The following is a 16,298-nucleotide window of genomic DNA, read 5'->3' as shown; positions in this document are numbered from 1 at the left end:
CTCATGCTGCGTCCATCCACTACCCTGCCGCGACGGGGGCGGGGCCCCCTGTGGCGAAATCCCGCCATCCGCGCTCTGATCGTTCAGGCTGTGCTGTTTCTGGCCCTGGCGTTTTTCGTCGGTTATCTGGTCCACAACACGCTGGTCAACCTCGAAGCCCGCGGCATTCATACGGGTTTCGGCTTTCTCGAAGGTCGAGCCGGCTTCGCGATTCCGCAGACACTGATCGAGTACACCAGCGATAGCACCTACGGCAAAACGTTCGTCATTGGCCTGCTCAACACGCTGCTGGTATCGGCACTGGGGATCGTGGCGGCGACGATCATCGGCTTCCTGGTCGGTATCGCTCGCCTGTCGCCCAACTGGCTATTGGCGCGTCTGGCGACGATCTACGTCGAGGCTTTCCGCAATATCCCACTGCTGGTCCAGATCCTGTTCTGGTACTACGCCGTGCTGCGGGCGCTGCCATCGCCGCGACAGAGCCTGTCGCTGTTCGATGCCTTCTTCTTCAACGTGCGCGGCATGGTGATGCCGGATCCGCAACCGCTCGAGGGCTTCTCCGCGACGCCGTGGGCGCTGTTGATCGCCATCGCCGCCGCGATCCTGTTCGGGCTGTTTGCCAAGCGGCGTCAGGCGAATACCGGCCAGGCGCTGCCGGTCTACTGGATCGGCACAGCCATCATCATCGGTCTGCCGTTGATCGTGTTCCTTGCCACGGGGTTGCCGCTGGAGTGGGTAATACCGGAAATGACCGGCTTCAACTTCCGCGGCGGCATCAACATCCTGCCGGAGCTGCTGGCGCTGTGGCTGGCGCTGTCGATCTACACGGCTGCCTTCATCGCCGAGATCGTGCGCTCGGGCATTCTGTCGGTCTCCCACGGCCAGACCGAAGCCGCGCGCTCGCTGAGCCTGCCGGAGGCTATCACCCTGCGCAAGATCGTCATTCCGCAGGCGATGCGGGTCATCGTTCCGCAGATGACCAGCCAGTATCTCAATCTGATCAAGAACTCCTCGCTGGCCACGGCCATCGGTTATCCGGATCTGGTGGCCGTCTTTGCCGGTACCACGCTCAACCAGACGGGGCAGGCGATCGAGATCATCGCCATGACCATGGCGGTCTATCTGGTCATCAGCCTGACGGTGTCGTTCCTGATGAACCTCTACAATGCGCGCACGCTGCTGAAGGAGCGTTGAGATGACGACTGACTCTACCTTCCGCACCCAAATGATCGAGGCGCGCGAGGCACCCGACCAGAGCCGGGGCGTGCTCGGCTGGTTCCGGGCCAATCTGTTCAACGGCCCGATCAACAGCATCGTCTCGATCGTGGTCATCCTGCTGCTGGCGCGACTGGTCTGGCCGTTCCTGGAATGGGCGGTGATCGACGCCGACTGGATCGGCACCGCCCGCGAGGCCTGTACCGGCGAGGGTGCCTGCTGGGTATTCATCTCGGCTCGCTTCGAGTCCATCGTCTATGGCTTCTACCCCGAAGCGGCGCGCTGGCGAGTCGATATCGTCTTCGCGCTGCTGGCGATTCTGGTGGCCTGGCTGGCGGTCCCCCGAATGCCACGCAAGAAGTGGGTCGCGCTGTTCACGCTGGTCGTGTTCCCGATCATCGCCTTCTTCCTGCTGGTGGGGGGCTCGTTCGGACTCGAATATGTGCCAACTCGTGCCTGGGGCGGGCTGATGCTGACGCTGACGATCGCCGTGGTGGGCATCGTTGGCTCGCTGCCGCTGGGTATCATCCTGGCACTGGGGCGGCGCTCGAAGATGCCCTTCGTCAAGGGTGTCTGCGTGATCTTCATCGAGTTCTGGCGGGGGGTACCGCTAATCACGGTCCTGTTCATGGCCTCGGTCATGCTGCCGCTGTTCGTGCCGGGCGAACTGGATTTCGACAAGTTGTTGCGGGCGCTGATCGGGATCATGTTCTTCTGGAGCGCCTACATGGCGGAGGTGATCCGCAGCGGACTGCAGGCGATCGGCAAGGGGCAGAACGAGGCGGGTCAGGCCCTGGGGTTGAGCTATTGGCAACGCATGGGGCTGATCATTCTGCCGCAGGCGCTCAAGCTGGTCATCCCGGGGATCGTCAACACCTTCATCGCGCTGTTCAAGGACACCTCGCTGGTGCTGATCATCGGCCTGTTCGATCTGCTGGCGATCATTCGCGCCGGCCTGACCGACTCCAACTGGCTCGGTTTCTCCACCGAGGGCTACGTGTTCGCGGCAGCGGTTTTCTGGATCTTCTGTTTCAGCATGTCCCGCTATAGCCAGTACATCGAGCGTCGTCTCAATACCGGACATAAACGGTGAGCGCGACAGGACTTCCGACACTCGTGCCCACATACAACAAGAGCGTCATCAGGAAATCATTGCCATGAGCGAAGCGACAGCGACTGAAACAACCGCACCCGGCAGCGACGGACCGATGATCGAAATCGATCATCTCAACAAGTGGTACGGCAACTTCCACGTACTGCGCGACATCAACCTGACCGTGACCCGGGGCGAGCGCATCGTCATCTGTGGCCCCTCGGGCTCGGGCAAGTCGACGATGATCCGTTGCATCAATCATCTGGAAGAGCATCAGCAGGGCTCGATCGTGGTCAACGGCGTGCCGATGACCAACGACGTCAAGCGGATCGAGCAGATTCGCCGCAATGTCGGCATGGTCTTCCAGCACTTCAACCTGTTTCCGCACCTGACGGTGCTCGAAAACTGCTGCCTGTCCCAGATCTGGGTGCAGAAGAAGCCCCGTGCCGAGGCGGAAAAGAGCGCCATGGAGTATCTCGAGCGCGTCCAGATCGCCGATCAGGCGCTGAAGTATCCCGGCCAGCTTTCGGGTGGCCAGCAGCAGCGCGTGGCGATCGCCCGGGCTCTCTGCATGCGTCCCGAGGTGATGCTGTTCGACGAACCGACGTCGGCACTCGATCCGGAGATGATCAAGGAGGTGCTCGACGTCATGATCGAGCTGGCCCACGAGGGGATGACCATGCTCTGCGTGACCCACGAAATGGGCTTTGCCAAGACCGTTGCCGACCGGGTGATCTTCATGGACCAGGGCCAGATCATCGAGGAGGCGCCGCCGACCGAGTTTTTCAACAATCCGCGCTCGGACCGTACGCAGCTGTTTCTCAGCCAGATCCTGGGCCACTGAGGGCACTTGGAAATGGGTATCGAAAAGCTCTTCGTCAATGGCGCGCCGCAGCCAATCGCGCCGTTCTCCCACGCCTGCAGGGTCGGCGATCTGGTCTTCATCACCGGCCAGATGCCGACCGTGCCGGAGACCAACGAGATGCTGCTGGGGACGTTCACCGAGCAGACGCACCGGGTGATGCAGAACCTGGCGATCGTGTTGGAGGCCGTGGGCAGCGGCTTCGAGCATGTGGTCCAGAGCCGCGTCTTTATCACCAACATGGGGCACTTCGAGGAGGTGAACGGCGTCTACGCCAGCTACTTCGAGGACCCGTTGCCGACGCGCACCTGTGTTGGCGTCACCGGCCTGGCCGGCGGTGCCGATGTCGAGGTGGACATGATCGCCTGGGTCCCACCTGCGGAATGATCGACCGAAGTTCGGTCCATGCGACTTCGCCCCGCACCTGCGGGGCGAAGTCGTCTCTGTATAGGCATGAAGGTTGAGCGATGAAGGAATCTCTACCAAGCTGGGATCGCGATCCACGGAACAGGGGAGAGTGATCATGGACAAGATATTCGTCGTCGCCGCCGATGCATCGCGCGCCCGTGTCTTCGCCCGAGAGGCGCGAGTACTGCGTGAAATCGAAACGCTGACGCATCCGGAATCCCGGATGCATACGGGAGACCTGCGTACGGGAGGCGAGGGTTCGGCCACCTCCGGGGCCAGTCAGCGCCAGACCGGCAACGACGACGCCACGTCGGAGAAACAGGCGATGTTTTTCGCCAAGGAGGTCGCTGGCTATCTGCGCAACGCAAGGACGCAGGGAAAGGCCGACAAGTTCGTGTTGATCGCCGCACCACAGTTCCTGGGCCAGTTGCGCGACAAGCTCGACAAGCCGACGCTCGACTGCGTGATCCAGACGCTCGACAAGGACCTCTCGAAAGCCAGCGAGGAGGAGATCGCCGGCAAGCTCGACTGACCCTCGACGGATGCCGACGATGACCCTTTCAGGGGATCGTCGGCAGATCGATCTCGTCGCTACGCTGGATGCCGGCGGTCATCTCGCGGCACAGGCGCAGGAACTCGCGCATGCCGGTCGTCAGGTACTTCTGGCGGTGCCAGATGAAGGCGAAGCGTCGGGTGAGATCCAGCTCCGGTGTCGCGATCGGCACCAGGCTGCCGCGGCGAAAGGCATCCCTCAACGCCAGGCGGGAGACGCAGCCGATACCGAGGCCTGATTCCACGGCACGCTTGATCCCCTCTGTGTGCTCCAGTTCGAGCAAGATATTGAAGCGTCCCCGACGATGGCGCATGGCATGTTCCAGCGTCCGGCGCGTACCGGAACCTACCTCGCGCATGATCCACGCTTCGCGCAGCAGCCGCTCGACATCGGCGCTGCCTGCCTGGGCCAGTGAGTGGCGCGGCGAGCAGAACACGGTCAAATCGTCTTCGATCCAGGGTTGTATAATGATGTCGTCGTGCTGGCAGTCGCCCTCGATCAGGCCCAGATCCAGCTCGTGGAGCGCGATGCGCTCGACGATGGAGGCGGTGTTGCGGACGTGCAGCCGGACCCGGCTTTCCGGATAGCGCTGCATGAAGTCGCTGATCAGCAGTGTCGCCAGGTAATTGCCGATCGTCAGCGTCGCCCCTACTTCCAGGGAACTGATGCCGCTCTGGCCCTGCAGCAGCTCCTCGATCTCCTCGCCGCGGTCCAGCAGCGCGACCGCCTTGGGCAGCAACTGAAAGCCCAGCGCATTCAGCTTGAGCCGCTTGCCGAGCCGATCCAGCAACTGGCAGTCGAACTGTCTCTCCAGTTCCGCCAGAGCGGTACTCGTCGCCGACTGCGACATCGAGAGCGTCTGCGCGGCGCGAGATACGCTCTGATGCTGGGCAATCGCGACGAAAACCTCGAGTTGCCGTAGGGTGTAGCGCATGGGCAATGCCCTTTATCGATTTTGTGGATATAGGTTATCCAAACAATCCACTTAACAGAATACCATTCTGTTTTTATAGTTCGCACATCTACTCGGCATCTCGTTTATGCCTTTTAGCTATTATCGATTATCGTCATCGCAAGGAGCTGGTCATGAGCAAGTTTGCGCTGGAAGAAGTCCTGAGCGTTCATCACTGGAACGACACCCTGTTCAGCTTCCGTACCACGCGCGAGCGTAGTCTGCGCTTCAAGAACGGACAGTTCGTGATGATCGGTCTGGAAGTGAATGGCAAACCTCTGGTCCGGGCCTACTCCGTCGCCAGCCCCAACTACGAGGACCATCTCGAATTCTTCAGCATCAAGGTGCAGGATGGCCCGCTGACGTCGCGCCTGCAGCATCTCAAGGTCGGCGACCAGGTCATGGTCAGCCGCAAGCCCACGGGCACGCTGGTCTGCGACGATTTGCTGCCGGGGCGAAACCTCTACATGCTCTCCACCGGCACCGGTCTGGCGCCGTTCATGAGCCTGATCCAGGATCCCGAGGTCTACGAGCGCTACGAGAAGGTGGTGTTGATCCACGGCGTGCGCACCGTCAGCGAACTGGCCTATGCCGACTTCATCTCCAAGGAGCTGCCGGCACACGAGTACCTGGGCGACGAGATTCGCGACAAGCTGGTCTACTATCCGACGGTGACCCGCGAGGAGTTCCACACCATGGGTCGTCTGACCGATCACATCCGCAGCGGCAAGCTGGTTGAGGATACCGGCCTGCCGCCGCTGGATCCGAAGCAGGACCGGGCCATGATCTGCGGCAGCCCTGCGATGCTCGAAGAGACCAGCGGGCTGCTCGACGAACTCGGGTTCTCCATCTCGCCGCGCATGGGCGAGCCGGGCGACTATGTCATCGAGCGGGCCTTCGTCGAGAAGTGAACAAAACGTGGCTGCGCTCGGTCAGGCGGTGTTAAAAATCGGCTCATAATGCTCATTTACACCCTGTAAACTCCGTCTATTCGCCGGTTTTTGCCTAGCCTGACCATCGCTCGCCTACGTTTTAACGTGCACGATAAAGCCCTCGCCGACCATAGTCGACGAGGGCTTTATCGATGGTGCTGCACACGAGCTTGGAACTTAAACTGCGTCCTTGCCGGTTTCGCCGGTACGAATCCGGATGACCTGTTCCAGCGGCGAGACGAAGATCTTGCCGTCGCCGATCTTGCCGGTATTGGCCACCTTGGTGATGGCATCGATCACCTGATCGCTCATGCCGTCGTCGACAGCAACCTCCAGCTTGATCTTGGGAAGGAAGTCGACCACGTACTCTGCGCCACGGTAGAGCTCGGTGTGACCCTTCTGACGACCGAAGCCCTTGACCTCGGTCACGGTGACGCCCTGCACGCCGATCTCGGACAGAGACTCACGCACGTCGTCCAGCTTGAACGGTTTGATAATGGCGGTAACCAGTTTCATGGAAGTTCTCCTCGCGTGCGATAGGCGGATAGTGTGCGCTTAACTCTTCGGGTGGCCGTTACGAATGCTCGACGACTAAGTAGTTTAAGCATACACCGCCGGTCGCGGGAATTAAAAAAGGCCCCCCGAAGGGGGCCAGGGGAGCACGCCAGCTCACTCGGTGTGTCGGCTCACTTCTTGCCGACGTTGAATTCAGGATAGGCTTCCATACCGCATTCCGCGATATCGACACCTTCATATTCTTCTTCCTCGGAGACTCGGATACCCATCACTGCCTTGATGATTCCCCACACCACCAGGCTGGCGATGAAGGTCCAGGCGAAGATGGTCACGATACCCAGCAACTGAGCACCGAACGTGGCATCGCCGTTGGAGAGCGGTACGGCGATCAGGCCCCAGATGCCGACGACACCGTGGACCGAGATGGCGCCGACCGGATCGTCGATCTTCACCTTGTCGAGCGTCACGATGGCGATGACCACCAGCAGACCACCGACGGCACCGATCAGCGTTGCGGCGAGGGCGGTGGGGGCCAGCGGTTCTGCGGTGATGGCGACCAGGCCGGCCAGCGCGCCATTGAGCGCCATGGTCAGGTCTGCCTTGCGGAACCACAGCTTGGCCAGGATGATCGCGGCGATGACACCGCCGGCAGCGGCCGCGTTGGTGTTGACGAAGACCTGAGCGACGGCATTGGCCTCATCGACATTGGAAACCATCAACTCCGAACCGCCGTTGAAACCGAACCAGCCCAGCCACAGAATGAAGGTGCCCAGCGTGGCCAGCGGCAGGTTGGAGCCCGGGATCGCGTAGATAGCGCCGTTCTTGCCGTACTTGCCCTTGCGCGCGCCCAGCAGCAACACACCGGCGAATGCGGCCGTGGCACCACACAGGTGGACGACGCCGGAGCCGGCGAAATCCTGGAAACCGGCCGCGTCGAGGAAGCCGCCACCCCATTTCCAGTAGCCCTGAATCGGGTAGATAAAGCCGGTCATGACGACGGCGAAGAGCATGAATGCCCACAGTTTCATGCGCTCGGCGACGGCGCCGGAGACGATCGACATCGCCGTGGCGACGAAGACGACCTGGAAGAAGAAGTCGGAGCGAGCGGAATAGTAGACATCGCCGCCACTGGACATCACGTCGTCGACGTTGTTCTCCGCGCCGATCAGGAAGCCGAGGTTGGGCAAAAAGCCGCCGCTCTCGCTGGAGTACATGATGTGATAGCCGACCAGCAGGTACATGGTGCAGGCAATGGCGTAGAGGACAACGTTCTTGGTCAGGATTTCGGTGGTGTTCTTGGCGCGGACCAGCCCCGCCTCGAGCATGGCGAATCCGGCCGCCATCCACATCACCAGAGCGCCCGTCACCAGGAAGTAGAAGGTGTCGAGTGCGTAGGAAAGTTGGACTACTTGATCATTCATTCTTTTGTCTCCTCGTTCCGCGCCGTCAAACGGCGTCGGCCCCGCGTTCCCCGGTTCGAATCCGGATCACATCTTCGAGTGGCGTGACGAACAGCTTGCCGTCGCCGATCTTGCCGCTGTTGGCGGCATTGCGGATCGAGTCCAGAACGCCATCGACACGGTCGTCCTCGACAGCGACCTCGACTTTCACTTTTGGCAGGAAGTCGACGACATACTCCGCGCCGCGGTAAAGCTCTGTATGGCCTTTTTGACGACCGAACCCTTTCACTTCCGTGACGGTGATGCCCTGCACGCCGTTATCGGCCAGCGCTTCGCGCACATCGTCGAGCTTGAAGGGTTTAATGATGGCGGTGATGAGTTTCATCCCTTGTCTCTCCCGTAATCGGCTTGCGCCTTCAGGTGACAGGCAGGACACATGCCATTTGTCGTCGAGGATAGAAAAATCAATGAGTTGTCTTTGATCTTGGGGGCTGCTTTTATCAATGCTTCACGACTGATGCTATCGATTGCACCAGAACCATGCAGCCCGGTTTTTCGGTTGCACCTTTTGTGCGCAGGCGTAAAGCCGGGAGTTTGCGTAGACTTGAGTGACAGGTCACCGAAGACATCGGGAAATCAAGGAGACAGTTTCATGTCGGCACAGGATCGGTTCGAGCGTCTGACCAAGCAGTTGGGTGACAAGCTTCATGGTGCCTCTCAGGCACCCGGTGATATTCAGCGCAACATGCAGGGCGTATTGCGGGGCGCCATGGAGCGTATGGAGATCGTTTCCCGGGAGGATTTCGACATCATGATGGAAGTACTCCAGCGCACGCGGGAACGCGTCGAGGCGCTGGAGGAGCAGGTCGCGGCGCTGGAGAATACGCTGCAGAGCGAGCAGGCGGCCCAGCCCCGGGTCGAGCCCAAGACGCCGCCCGTCGATGATACCGATGGCAGCGCCCACGGAACCCGGCCCTGATCGCGGCAGGATCGGAGGCTCCCGGTTCAGTTCGTCGCTGGGCGGTCCGATTGTCGGCACCGCTCGAGTTGCGATATCACGTAACATTATGTAGTTGTAGGGCTGCAAGGGATGTCGCGCCGGCATCCCCCGGCCTGGGGCGACTGCCCAGGTGCCGACCTGGGAGACGACATGACGCTTGCCATCGTGCGCGCCCGCGCCAGCCTCGGACTCGAGGCCCCCGAAGTGCTGATCGAGGTTCACCTCAGTAACGGTCTGCCGGGATTGACGCTGGTGGGCCTTCCGGAAACGGCGGTCAAGGAGAGTCGCGAACGGGTTCGCAGCGCGCTCATCAACGCCGGTTTCGAGTTTCCCTCGCGTCGCATCACGCTCAACCTGGCGCCTGCCGACCTGCCCAAGGACGGCGGCCGCTTCGATCTCCCCATCGCCCTGGGCATCCTGATGGCATCCGGCCAGGTTCCCGTCGAGGCGGCCGGGCAGCTCGAAGTCGTCGGCGAACTGGCGCTGGATGGCGCGTTGCGGCCGGTCACCGGCGTACTGCCGACCGCACTGGCCGCACGGCGGGCGGGCCGCGGTCTCATCGTCCCGCTCGCCAATGCCGACGAAGCCGCGCTGGCCGATGGCGTCGAAGTGTTCGCGGCGGGGCATCTTCTCGAGGTGGTGAGCCATCTGCTCGGTCGCGAGAAACTCGTTGCGCACCAATTTGGCGCGCCCGTCAACGCGGAGCTCCCCCAACCGGACATGGCGGATGTCAAAGGGCAGCACCAGGCGCGCCGGGCGCTGGAGGTCGCGGCGGCGGGTGGCCACAATCTGCTGCTGGCGGGGCCGCCAGGCACCGGCAAGACCATGCTGGCCAGTCGGCTGGCGGGCATTCTGCCGCCACTGACACAAGATGAATCGCTCGAGGTGGCGGCGGTGAGGTCGGTCTGCGGACTGCCGATCATGGAACGCTGGGGACAGCGGCCGTTTCGCAATCCTCACCACACGTCGAGCAGCGTGGCGTTGGTGGGCGGCGGCTCGCGGCCGCGGCCCGGCGAGATCTCGCTCGCGCACCAGGGCGTGCTGTTTCTGGACGAGCTGCCGGAGTTCGACCGCCACGTGCTGGAAGTGCTGCGCGAGCCGATGGAATCGGCGCAGATCCTGATCTCCCGGGCCAATCACCAGCGCCGCTTCCCGGCCCGCTTCCAACTGGTCGCCGCCATGAATCCCTGCCCCTGCGGCCATCTCGGCGATCCGCGTCAGCGCTGCCACTGCAGCCCCGCGCAGATCCAGCGCTACCAGTCGCGATTGTCCGGGCCGCTGCTGGACCGTATCGACCTGCAGGTCGAAGTGCCGGCGCTGCCGGCCACGCAGCTCACCGACCGGACGCCGGGGGAAGCATCGGCCAGCGTGAGGGAACGGGTTCTCTCCGCCCGCCGCCGCCAGCAGGCGCGGGGATATCTCAACGCCCATTTGCCAGGCCCCGAGCTGGAGGCCGCCTGCGCCTTGTCCTCGGATGAGCGTCAATGGTTCGCCAGCGTGCTGGATCGCCTCAACCTCTCCGCACGGGCCTATCACCGTGTGCTACGGGTGGCGTTGACGCTGGCCGACCTCGGTAGTGAAGCGCGAGTCGACAAGGCGCAGTTGATGGAGGCGATCGGCTACCGTCAACTGGATCGCATGCTGAAGACCAATGATCCCATGCAGGCCTGAATCGGGGGCGACTCACCCCCCGTCCCGCAGTGCCGACGCCAACGTCTCGAGTCTGCCCGGCACCAGCGCATCGTCGAGCGCGCTGATGCGCAGCACATGGCCCAGCGCTGGGTGCGCCGGGCGATGGATCAGGGTGCCTTCCGCCAGCAGTTGCCGATGGATCGACGTGGCGCGTTCGGCGTCGTCCAGTCGCAGCGCCACGAAATTGGTCGTGCTGGGCAGCACGTCGGCGCCGCGTTCTCGCAGCCATTCGCTCAGGGCCTCGCGTCGGTTTACCACCGCGGTCACGTGCTCCCGGGTCTCGTCGGGGTGTGTGAGCACCGTCTCCGCGGCCGCCAACGCCAGTGACGAGACGGCGTAGTGAATCCTCACCTTCATCAGCATGGTGTGGACTTCCGGCGTGGCGATGGCGTAGCCCACACGCAGGCCTGCGAGACCATGGGCCTTCGAAAAGGTGCGTAGACGAATCACCCCTGACCAGACCACATTGTCCGCTGACGACCACGCATCGTCGCGGAAATCATGGTAGGCCTCGTCAAGGACCAGCGTGCAGCCGTCGGGGAGGCTGTCGCGCAGCGCCAGCACGTCGGCGTCGCTGTGGAGGTGGCCGCTGGGATTGTCGGGGTTGGCGAGATAGACGACGCGGGCGTTCTCGCGATTGGCTTTGGCCGCCAGGGCACCGAGATCCGGCGCCAGCAGGTCGGCGCAACTGGCGTACGCGACTTCCACCTGGCGGCAACCGTGTCCGTGCACGAAGTAGCTCCAGGTGGGATAGGTGCCGGCGCTGGTAACCACGGTGTCGCCCGGCTCGCACAGGGCGCGTAGCGCCAGCGCCATCAGGCTGTCCGCGCCTGCATCCACCAGTAGCGCTTCCATCGATAAGCCCAGGCTCTCGGCCAATCGCTGACGAACCTGCCACGCCTCGGCGTCGCCGTAGGTGCGGGCGAGGTCGGCGACATCCTTTCCGAATCGGGCCGTCAGTGCCCGGTGCGGCATGTCGAGTCCTTCGTTGGAGCCGATACGGTGAGGCAGGGCATGCCCGAGCCTGCGCTCCAGCGCCTGCAACCCGGGGAACGGATTGTGGGGGCCATCTTGATTGCCGAGGTGGCGAGCAAAGCGTGACATGAATCTCTCTCTCGGACGTGGAAATCAGGGGGACTCGGTGGTCTTAGGCAAGGCATCGGGGTCGAGCGCGCCACTGGCGTGCCACTGCCAGTGCTCACCGCCAGGCTGGGAGAGATCGAACTGCAGCAGATAGGGCTGCAAGGTCCGGTCGCTCAATCGCAGCGGAGGCGAGTCGGCCGTCAGCTTGGCCTGGAGCAGCCATTGTCCGTCGGCATGCGCCGACATCGAGGCAGGCGCCCAGTCCAGGACATGGGGGGCATCCTCGTTGCTCAGCAGCGCTCGGCCCAACGCCTCGTTCAGCGCATTCGGCGTGATCGGGAGCGTTTCGGCGACTTCCGCGGGGCGTAGCAGAATCGTGACTGCCGGTGTGTTCTCCGCGGGCCAGGGCGGGGATGCCAGCAATCCCCGAGCGGCATTGGCGGCCAAGCCCTTCAATGCTTCGCGGGCATCCGGCGGCGACTGGCTGATGCCGGCGCATCCGCCCAGTGTGAGCAATACGAGCCCGATGAGCAGCAACTTCATGGGGCGGACAACGGGCCGGGAGGATGCGTCGCGGCGAAGCGCGTCAGGAAATCGTCGAGCGCCTCGAACAGCACCCGACGAATCGGTTCCGCCTCGTTGACCAGATGGTGACGGGCATCTGGATGACGCACGATCTGGGCGCGGGGGAACTTCCTTCGGAGCGCCTTGAGATTCCAGCTCCAATCGACGGTCAGATCCTGCTCACCCTGTAGAATCAGCACCGGCAGCTCGCTGGGTGGCCGCTTGAGCAGAGTCGGCATCCAACGGCGCATGGCAGTGACCCAGGTCAAAGCCAGATGGTCGTCCTGCAGGGGGTCGTGCAGACGCAGAAAGTCGGCGAAATCGAGATTGGTAGTGTTGGCGCGATACTTTCGGGGGATGGTATCCACGAAAGGGCTGGCGATGCGGTGTAGCCAGCGGGACTGATTCCAGCCCCAAGGGCGGACCAGAGGTGCCAGCATCACCAGCCCTTGCCACGGCGCCTGGTCGCCGCGAGCCAGGGCGTCGGTGGCCACGATCGATGCGCCAGTGCTCTGGCCGATTGCCAGCCACGGCCCCGGCGCCAGATGTCGCTCCGCTATCTGGCGTTCGACGTCATTGAAGCATTTCACGTAATCGGTGAAGTCATCGATGGTCGCGCGGGCACCGCTGGAGAGTCCATGACCGGGCAGATCCCACATCACCACCTGCCAGCCAAGTACCAGCAGGCGTTCGAGCAGGTGGCCGTAGAGACCGAGATGATCGAAGTAGCCGTGGACTACGAAGATTGTCCCCCGAGGCGAGGGGGGAGCCCAGACCTGAGCCCAGAGTTCGAACGTTCTGCCTTGCTCTCCTTCGGCCCAAAGAAAACCGGCATGGAGCTCCAGGTTCTCGTTGTTGTTCAGAAGCGCCGACAGCCGGTAGTGGTCGAGATAGTCGGCCAGTGGCGAATCGGAAAGCGTTTTGATGTGATGAAGCGGGCCAACAGCCTTCAATGGCGAAAAGTCGAGCATGTACGTGTCTCCTGATCCACCTATGCTACTCGTCGTGCGCTACCGAGACCATGACGCGGTGCAGGAGGCAGGCGATCGATAGCTCGAGATGCGGAGGGTGACGAAGGTCGAGGGAGACAACATCCGGGAGGCCGATTATGATGTCGTATAATTTATGGAAATATTTTCCACAAACGGTCTGGTGGGTACGGTGGCGGCGAGAATGAGACGGCGGCCGTAACCTGAGTGACTACCGATCTGGAGGCGAACATGATATCCGACACGACGAAACGTACCACTCATCACCGATTGCGGGTAGCGACAGCGCTCGATCGCTTCATTGTCGACGAGGTCCTGCCGGGCACCGATATCGAGGTCGACGCCTTCTGGGCCGGCTTCGACGCGCTGATTCACGACCTGGCGCCCCGCAATCGGGCGTTGCTGGCCGAACGCGATCGCCTGCAGGCCGAACTCGATCAGTGGCATCGCGACAATCCCGGCGAGATCGAGGATATGGCGGCCTATCGCGCCTTCCTCGAGAAGATCGGCTATCTGGTCGATGCCCCCGCGAAGGTCCAGGCCACCACCACCAACGTGGATGACGAGATCGCGCGGCAGGCCGGGCCGCAGCTGGTGGTACCGGTCAACAACGCCCGCTACGCGCTCAATGCCGCCAACGCTCGCTGGGGGAGCCTCTACGATGCGCTCTACGGCACCGACGTGATCAGCGAGGCGGATGGCGCCGAGAAGGGCAACGCCTACAACCCCAAGCGCGGCGCCAAGGTGATCGCCTACGCCCGCAACGTGCTCGACATGGCCGTGCCGTTGGCTACCGGTTCGCATCGGGAGGCGGTCGGCTATGCCATTCGCGATGGCCGGCTGTCGGTGACCCTCGAGGGCGGGCGCGATACCGGCCTGAAGAATCCGGGTCAGTTCGTCGGCTTCCGGGGCGAAGCGTCATCGCCCGAGGCGATTCTGCTCTCCAACCATGGTCTGCACCTCGAGATCCAGATCGACGCGGAGCACTCGATCGGCAAGACCGACCCGGCACACGTCAAGGATCTGCTGGTCGAGGCGGCGGTAACCACGATCATGGATTGCGAGGATTCGGTGGCGGCCGTCGACGCCGAAGACAAGATACTGGTCTATCGCAACTGGCTCGGCCTGATGAAGGGTGATCTCGAGGAGCGGTTCGACAAGGGCGGCAAGACCATCACGCGGCGACTCAACCCGGATCGCGACTACACCTTGCCGGATGGTGGCTCCCTGACCCTGCCTGGCCGCTCGCTGATGTTCGTGCGCAATGTGGGCCATCTGATGACCACGCCGGCCATTCTCGACGACGAGGGTAACGAGATCCCCGAGGGCATACTGGATGCGGTAATGACCTCGCTGATTGGTTTGCACGACCTGAAACGGGAACGAGGCAACTCGCGTGCCGGATCGTTTTATATCGTCAAGCCCAAGATGCACGGGCCGAAGGAGGTGGCGTTTGCCGACGAGCTGTTCGGTCGCGTCGAACAGCTGCTCGGGCTGCCGGCGACTACGCTGAAGATGGGCATCATGGACGAGGAGCGTCGGACCTCGGTCAATCTCAAGGCCTGCATCGATGCGGCAGCCTCGCGCGTCGCCTTCATCAATACCGGCTTTCTCGACCGTACTGGCGACGAGATGCATACCGCCATGAACGCGGGGCCGATGCTGCGCAAGGGCGACATGAAGGGCAGCAAGTGGATCGGCGCCTATGAGCGCAGCAACGTCCAGATCGGGCTGGCCTGCGGACTGCGGGGCCGGGCCCAGATCGGCAAGGGCATGTGGGCGATGCCGGACCTGATGGCGGCGATGCTGGAGCAGAAAGTGGGCCATCCCAAGGCGGGTGCCAATACCGCCTGGGTGCCGTCGCCGACCGCGGCGGTGCTGCATGCGCTTCACTATCACCAGATCGACGTGGGAGCGATTCAGCGCGAACTGGAGGATCAGGGAGAGGTGGATCTTCTCGACGATCTGCTGACCGTGCCGGTCGACCCCGAGGCGGCCTGGGGAGCCGACGAGATCCAGCAGGAACTCGACAACAACTGCCAGGGCATTCTCGGCTACGTGGTGCGCTGGGTCGAACACGGGGTGGGGTGCTCCAAGGTGCCGGACATCCACGATGTCGGCCTGATGGAGGACCGCGCGACGCTGCGCATCTCCAGCCAGCACATCGCCAACTGGCTGCACCACGGCATCGTCGACGAGGCGCAGGTGCGCGAGACATTGGAGCGCATGGCCAAGGTGGTGGACGGGCAGAATGCCGACGATCCCGGCTATACGCCGATGACATCGCATCTGGCGGACTCCACGGCCTTCCAGGCGGCGTCGGACCTGATCTTCAAGGGCCGCGAGCAGCCTTCCGGCTACACCGAACCGTTGCTGCATCACTGGCGCGCCGTGGACAAGGCGAAGGGCTGAAGAGATAAGAACCAAGAGCGCCGCTTGCTTTGCTGGGCAAGTGGCGCTCAGCCTCTTTCCTCTGTGACTTCACGGTGGCTTGCGCTATCTTGACGGCGGCGCCGTTGTTCCCGTCGATGCTGCGCCACCCGTCGAACAGCCATCCAGGGAGAGCCCGATGACCGTGATGACCGCCGCCGAAATCGAGGATTTCCTCGATGATGTCTTTCCCCAGCGTCAGGGCACCATCGAAGCCGTCGATCATATGCGGGCGACCATGAGCCTGGCGATCGAGGACGAGCACCTGCGCCCAGGCGCCTGTGTCTCCGGCCCGTCGATGGTGAACCTTGCCGATGTCTGTCTCTACGTGGCGGTCCTGGCCCAGATCGGGCCGGAAGCGATGGCGGTGACCAGCAGCCTCAACTGCCACTTCCTGCGCCGCGCCCGCGGCGACCGGGACCTGATCGCCAACGCGCGCATTCTCAAGCTCGGCCAGCGGTTGGCGGTAGGCGAGGTGCAGCTCTTTTCCACCGGCGACAACGAGCCCGTGGCGCTGGTCACCGCGACCTACGTGCTGCCGGATCGCGACGATTGATCGAGGGCCTCTCGGTTACGGTGAACACGCCTGTTTATTCTCATGCCCAATCT

17 protein-coding genes are annotated in these 16,298 nt (G+C 62.9%); 10 read left to right on the top strand and 7 right to left on the bottom strand.

Going from position 1 to position 16,298, the window contains the following annotated elements; all coding sequences use genetic code 11:
- The first annotated feature begins 3 nt into the window (after nucleotides 1-3).
- The 5 genes from F0A16_RS14515 to F0A16_RS14495 all read left to right on the top strand — a co-directional run bounded on the left by F0A16_RS14515 (nucleotide 4) and on the right by F0A16_RS14495 (nucleotide 4,110).
- Complete coding sequence (locus F0A16_RS14515) at nucleotides 4-1,194, top strand: amino acid ABC transporter permease (RefSeq protein WP_149436118.1); 1,191 nt, start codon at nucleotides 4-6, stop codon at nucleotides 1,192-1,194.
- A 1-nt stretch (nucleotide 1,195) separates the two neighbouring features.
- Nucleotides 1,196-2,308, top strand: coding sequence for an amino acid ABC transporter permease (locus F0A16_RS14510; RefSeq protein ID WP_149436117.1), 1,113 nt, complete (start codon nucleotides 1,196-1,198; stop codon nucleotides 2,306-2,308).
- 115 nt (nucleotides 2,309-2,423) lie between these two features.
- Nucleotides 2,424-3,152: an amino acid ABC transporter ATP-binding protein gene (locus F0A16_RS14505; RefSeq protein WP_149436216.1), complete on the top strand. Its 729-nt coding sequence runs from the start codon at nucleotides 2,424-2,426 to the stop codon at nucleotides 3,150-3,152.
- Between the two features lie 12 nt (nucleotides 3,153-3,164).
- Nucleotides 3,165-3,557: a RidA family protein gene (locus tag F0A16_RS14500; RefSeq protein ID WP_239023842.1), complete on the top strand. Its 393-nt coding sequence runs from the start codon at nucleotides 3,165-3,167 to the stop codon at nucleotides 3,555-3,557.
- A gap of 136 nt (nucleotides 3,558-3,693) precedes the next feature.
- On the top strand, nucleotides 3,694-4,110 hold the full coding sequence (locus F0A16_RS14495) for a baeRF12 domain-containing protein (protein ID WP_149436116.1): 417 nt from the start codon (nucleotides 3,694-3,696) through the stop codon (nucleotides 4,108-4,110).
- Between the two features lie 28 nt (nucleotides 4,111-4,138).
- Here F0A16_RS14495 and F0A16_RS14490 read toward each other — a convergent pair whose 3' ends face one another.
- Nucleotides 4,139-5,065: a LysR family transcriptional regulator gene (locus F0A16_RS14490; protein ID WP_149436115.1), complete on the bottom strand. Its 927-nt coding sequence runs from the start codon at nucleotides 5,063-5,065 to the stop codon at nucleotides 4,139-4,141.
- Nucleotides 5,066-5,217: 152 nt separating this feature from the next.
- Here F0A16_RS14490 and F0A16_RS14485 point away from each other — a divergent pair, with 152 nt between their 5' ends.
- Nucleotides 5,218-5,994 (top strand): ferredoxin--NADP reductase, encoded by a 777-nt coding sequence (locus F0A16_RS14485; protein ID WP_149436114.1) that lies wholly within the window; start codon nucleotides 5,218-5,220, stop codon nucleotides 5,992-5,994.
- 198 nt (nucleotides 5,995-6,192) lie between these two features.
- Here F0A16_RS14485 and glnK read toward each other — a convergent pair whose 3' ends face one another.
- The 3 genes from glnK to F0A16_RS14470 all read right to left on the bottom strand — a co-directional run bounded on the left by glnK (nucleotide 6,193) and on the right by F0A16_RS14470 (nucleotide 8,316).
- Nucleotides 6,193-6,531, bottom strand: coding sequence for a P-II family nitrogen regulator (gene glnK, locus F0A16_RS14480; protein WP_075568466.1), 339 nt, complete (start codon nucleotides 6,529-6,531; stop codon nucleotides 6,193-6,195).
- A 170-nt stretch (nucleotides 6,532-6,701) separates the two neighbouring features.
- Nucleotides 6,702-7,952: an ammonium transporter gene (locus F0A16_RS14475; RefSeq protein WP_149436113.1), complete on the bottom strand. Its 1,251-nt coding sequence runs from the start codon at nucleotides 7,950-7,952 to the stop codon at nucleotides 6,702-6,704.
- 25 nt (nucleotides 7,953-7,977) lie between these two features.
- Entirely contained in the window at nucleotides 7,978-8,316 is a 339-nt protein-coding gene (locus F0A16_RS14470; RefSeq protein WP_071231037.1) for a P-II family nitrogen regulator, read from the bottom strand.
- 267 nt (nucleotides 8,317-8,583) lie between these two features.
- Here F0A16_RS14470 and F0A16_RS14465 point away from each other — a divergent pair, with 267 nt between their 5' ends.
- Together F0A16_RS14465 and F0A16_RS14460 are read left to right on the top strand one after the other, a co-directional pair.
- Nucleotides 8,584-8,910, top strand: coding sequence for an accessory factor UbiK family protein (locus tag F0A16_RS14465; RefSeq protein ID WP_149436112.1), 327 nt, complete (start codon nucleotides 8,584-8,586; stop codon nucleotides 8,908-8,910).
- 171 nt (nucleotides 8,911-9,081) lie between these two features.
- Nucleotides 9,082-10,602 carry a YifB family Mg chelatase-like AAA ATPase gene (locus F0A16_RS14460; RefSeq protein ID WP_149436111.1) on the top strand — a complete coding sequence of 507 codons (1,521 nt, stop codon included), beginning with the start codon at nucleotides 9,082-9,084 and terminating at the stop codon, nucleotides 10,600-10,602.
- Nucleotides 10,603-10,614: 12 nt separating this feature from the next.
- Here F0A16_RS14460 and F0A16_RS14455 read toward each other — a convergent pair whose 3' ends face one another.
- The 3 genes from F0A16_RS14455 to F0A16_RS14445 are packed head-to-tail and all read right to left on the bottom strand — an operon-like array spanning nucleotide 10,615 to nucleotide 13,241.
- A complete protein-coding gene (locus F0A16_RS14455) occupies nucleotides 10,615-11,727 on the bottom strand; it encodes an aminotransferase class I/II-fold pyridoxal phosphate-dependent enzyme (RefSeq protein WP_149436110.1) in 1,113 nt (370 codons plus the stop codon).
- A 24-nt stretch (nucleotides 11,728-11,751) separates the two neighbouring features.
- Complete coding sequence (locus F0A16_RS14450; RefSeq protein ID WP_149436109.1) at nucleotides 11,752-12,249, bottom strand: hypothetical protein; 498 nt, start codon at nucleotides 12,247-12,249, stop codon at nucleotides 11,752-11,754.
- Nucleotides 12,246-13,241: an alpha/beta hydrolase gene (locus tag F0A16_RS14445; protein ID WP_149436108.1), complete on the bottom strand. Its 996-nt coding sequence runs from the start codon at nucleotides 13,239-13,241 to the stop codon at nucleotides 12,246-12,248. Before F0A16_RS14445 ends, F0A16_RS14450 begins: the two co-directional genes overlap by 4 nt.
- Nucleotides 13,242-13,490: 249 nt before the next feature.
- On the opposite strand from F0A16_RS14445, the gene F0A16_RS14440 reads away from it, so the two are divergent.
- Both F0A16_RS14440 and F0A16_RS14435 read left to right on the top strand, forming a co-directional pair.
- Complete coding sequence (locus F0A16_RS14440) at nucleotides 13,491-15,671, top strand: malate synthase G (RefSeq protein WP_149436107.1); 2,181 nt, start codon at nucleotides 13,491-13,493, stop codon at nucleotides 15,669-15,671.
- 157 nt (nucleotides 15,672-15,828) lie between these two features.
- Nucleotides 15,829-16,245: a PaaI family thioesterase gene (locus tag F0A16_RS14435; RefSeq protein WP_149436106.1), complete on the top strand. Its 417-nt coding sequence runs from the start codon at nucleotides 15,829-15,831 to the stop codon at nucleotides 16,243-16,245.
- Nucleotides 16,246-16,298: the final 53 nt, after the last annotated feature.

The sequence above is a fragment of the Salinicola corii genome (assembly GCF_008298015.1).
Taxonomy (GTDB): domain Bacteria; phylum Pseudomonadota; class Gammaproteobacteria; order Pseudomonadales; family Halomonadaceae; genus Salinicola; species Salinicola corii.
Note: the sequence above shows the minus strand (reverse complement) of the source record. Positions and strands in the feature narration are given on the sequence as shown.

Excerpts from the sequence above, each read along its gene's own strand:
- F0A16_RS14515 (WP_149436118.1), top strand. The coding sequence starts at position 4 with ATGCTGCGTCCATCCACTACCCTGCCGCGACGGGGGCGGGGCCCCCTG.
- F0A16_RS14510 (WP_149436117.1), top strand. The coding sequence starts at position 1,196 with ATGACGACTGACTCTACCTTCCGCACCCAAATGATCGAGGCGCGCGAG.
- F0A16_RS14505 (WP_149436216.1), top strand. The coding sequence starts at position 2,424 with ATGATCGAAATCGATCATCTCAACAAGTGGTACGGCAACTTCCACGTA.
- F0A16_RS14500 (WP_239023842.1), top strand. The coding sequence starts at position 3,165 with ATGGGTATCGAAAAGCTCTTCGTCAATGGCGCGCCGCAGCCAATCGCG.
- F0A16_RS14495 (WP_149436116.1), top strand. The coding sequence starts at position 3,694 with ATGGACAAGATATTCGTCGTCGCCGCCGATGCATCGCGCGCCCGTGTC.
- F0A16_RS14490 (WP_149436115.1), bottom strand. The coding sequence starts at position 5,065 with ATGCGCTACACCCTACGGCAACTCGAGGTTTTCGTCGCGATTGCCCAG.
- F0A16_RS14485 (WP_149436114.1), top strand. The coding sequence starts at position 5,218 with ATGAGCAAGTTTGCGCTGGAAGAAGTCCTGAGCGTTCATCACTGGAAC.
- glnK (WP_075568466.1), bottom strand. The coding sequence starts at position 6,531 with ATGAAACTGGTTACCGCCATTATCAAACCGTTCAAGCTGGACGACGTG.
- F0A16_RS14475 (WP_149436113.1), bottom strand. The coding sequence starts at position 7,952 with ATGAATGATCAAGTAGTCCAACTTTCCTACGCACTCGACACCTTCTAC.
- F0A16_RS14470 (WP_071231037.1), bottom strand. The coding sequence starts at position 8,316 with ATGAAACTCATCACCGCCATCATTAAACCCTTCAAGCTCGACGATGTG.
- F0A16_RS14465 (WP_149436112.1), top strand. The coding sequence starts at position 8,584 with ATGTCGGCACAGGATCGGTTCGAGCGTCTGACCAAGCAGTTGGGTGAC.
- F0A16_RS14460 (WP_149436111.1), top strand. The coding sequence starts at position 9,082 with ATGACGCTTGCCATCGTGCGCGCCCGCGCCAGCCTCGGACTCGAGGCC.
- F0A16_RS14455 (WP_149436110.1), bottom strand. The coding sequence starts at position 11,727 with ATGTCACGCTTTGCTCGCCACCTCGGCAATCAAGATGGCCCCCACAAT.
- F0A16_RS14450 (WP_149436109.1), bottom strand. The coding sequence starts at position 12,249 with ATGAAGTTGCTGCTCATCGGGCTCGTATTGCTCACACTGGGCGGATGC.
- F0A16_RS14445 (WP_149436108.1), bottom strand. The coding sequence starts at position 13,241 with ATGCTCGACTTTTCGCCATTGAAGGCTGTTGGCCCGCTTCATCACATC.
- F0A16_RS14440 (WP_149436107.1), top strand. The coding sequence starts at position 13,491 with ATGATATCCGACACGACGAAACGTACCACTCATCACCGATTGCGGGTA.
- F0A16_RS14435 (WP_149436106.1), top strand. The coding sequence starts at position 15,829 with ATGACCGTGATGACCGCCGCCGAAATCGAGGATTTCCTCGATGATGTC.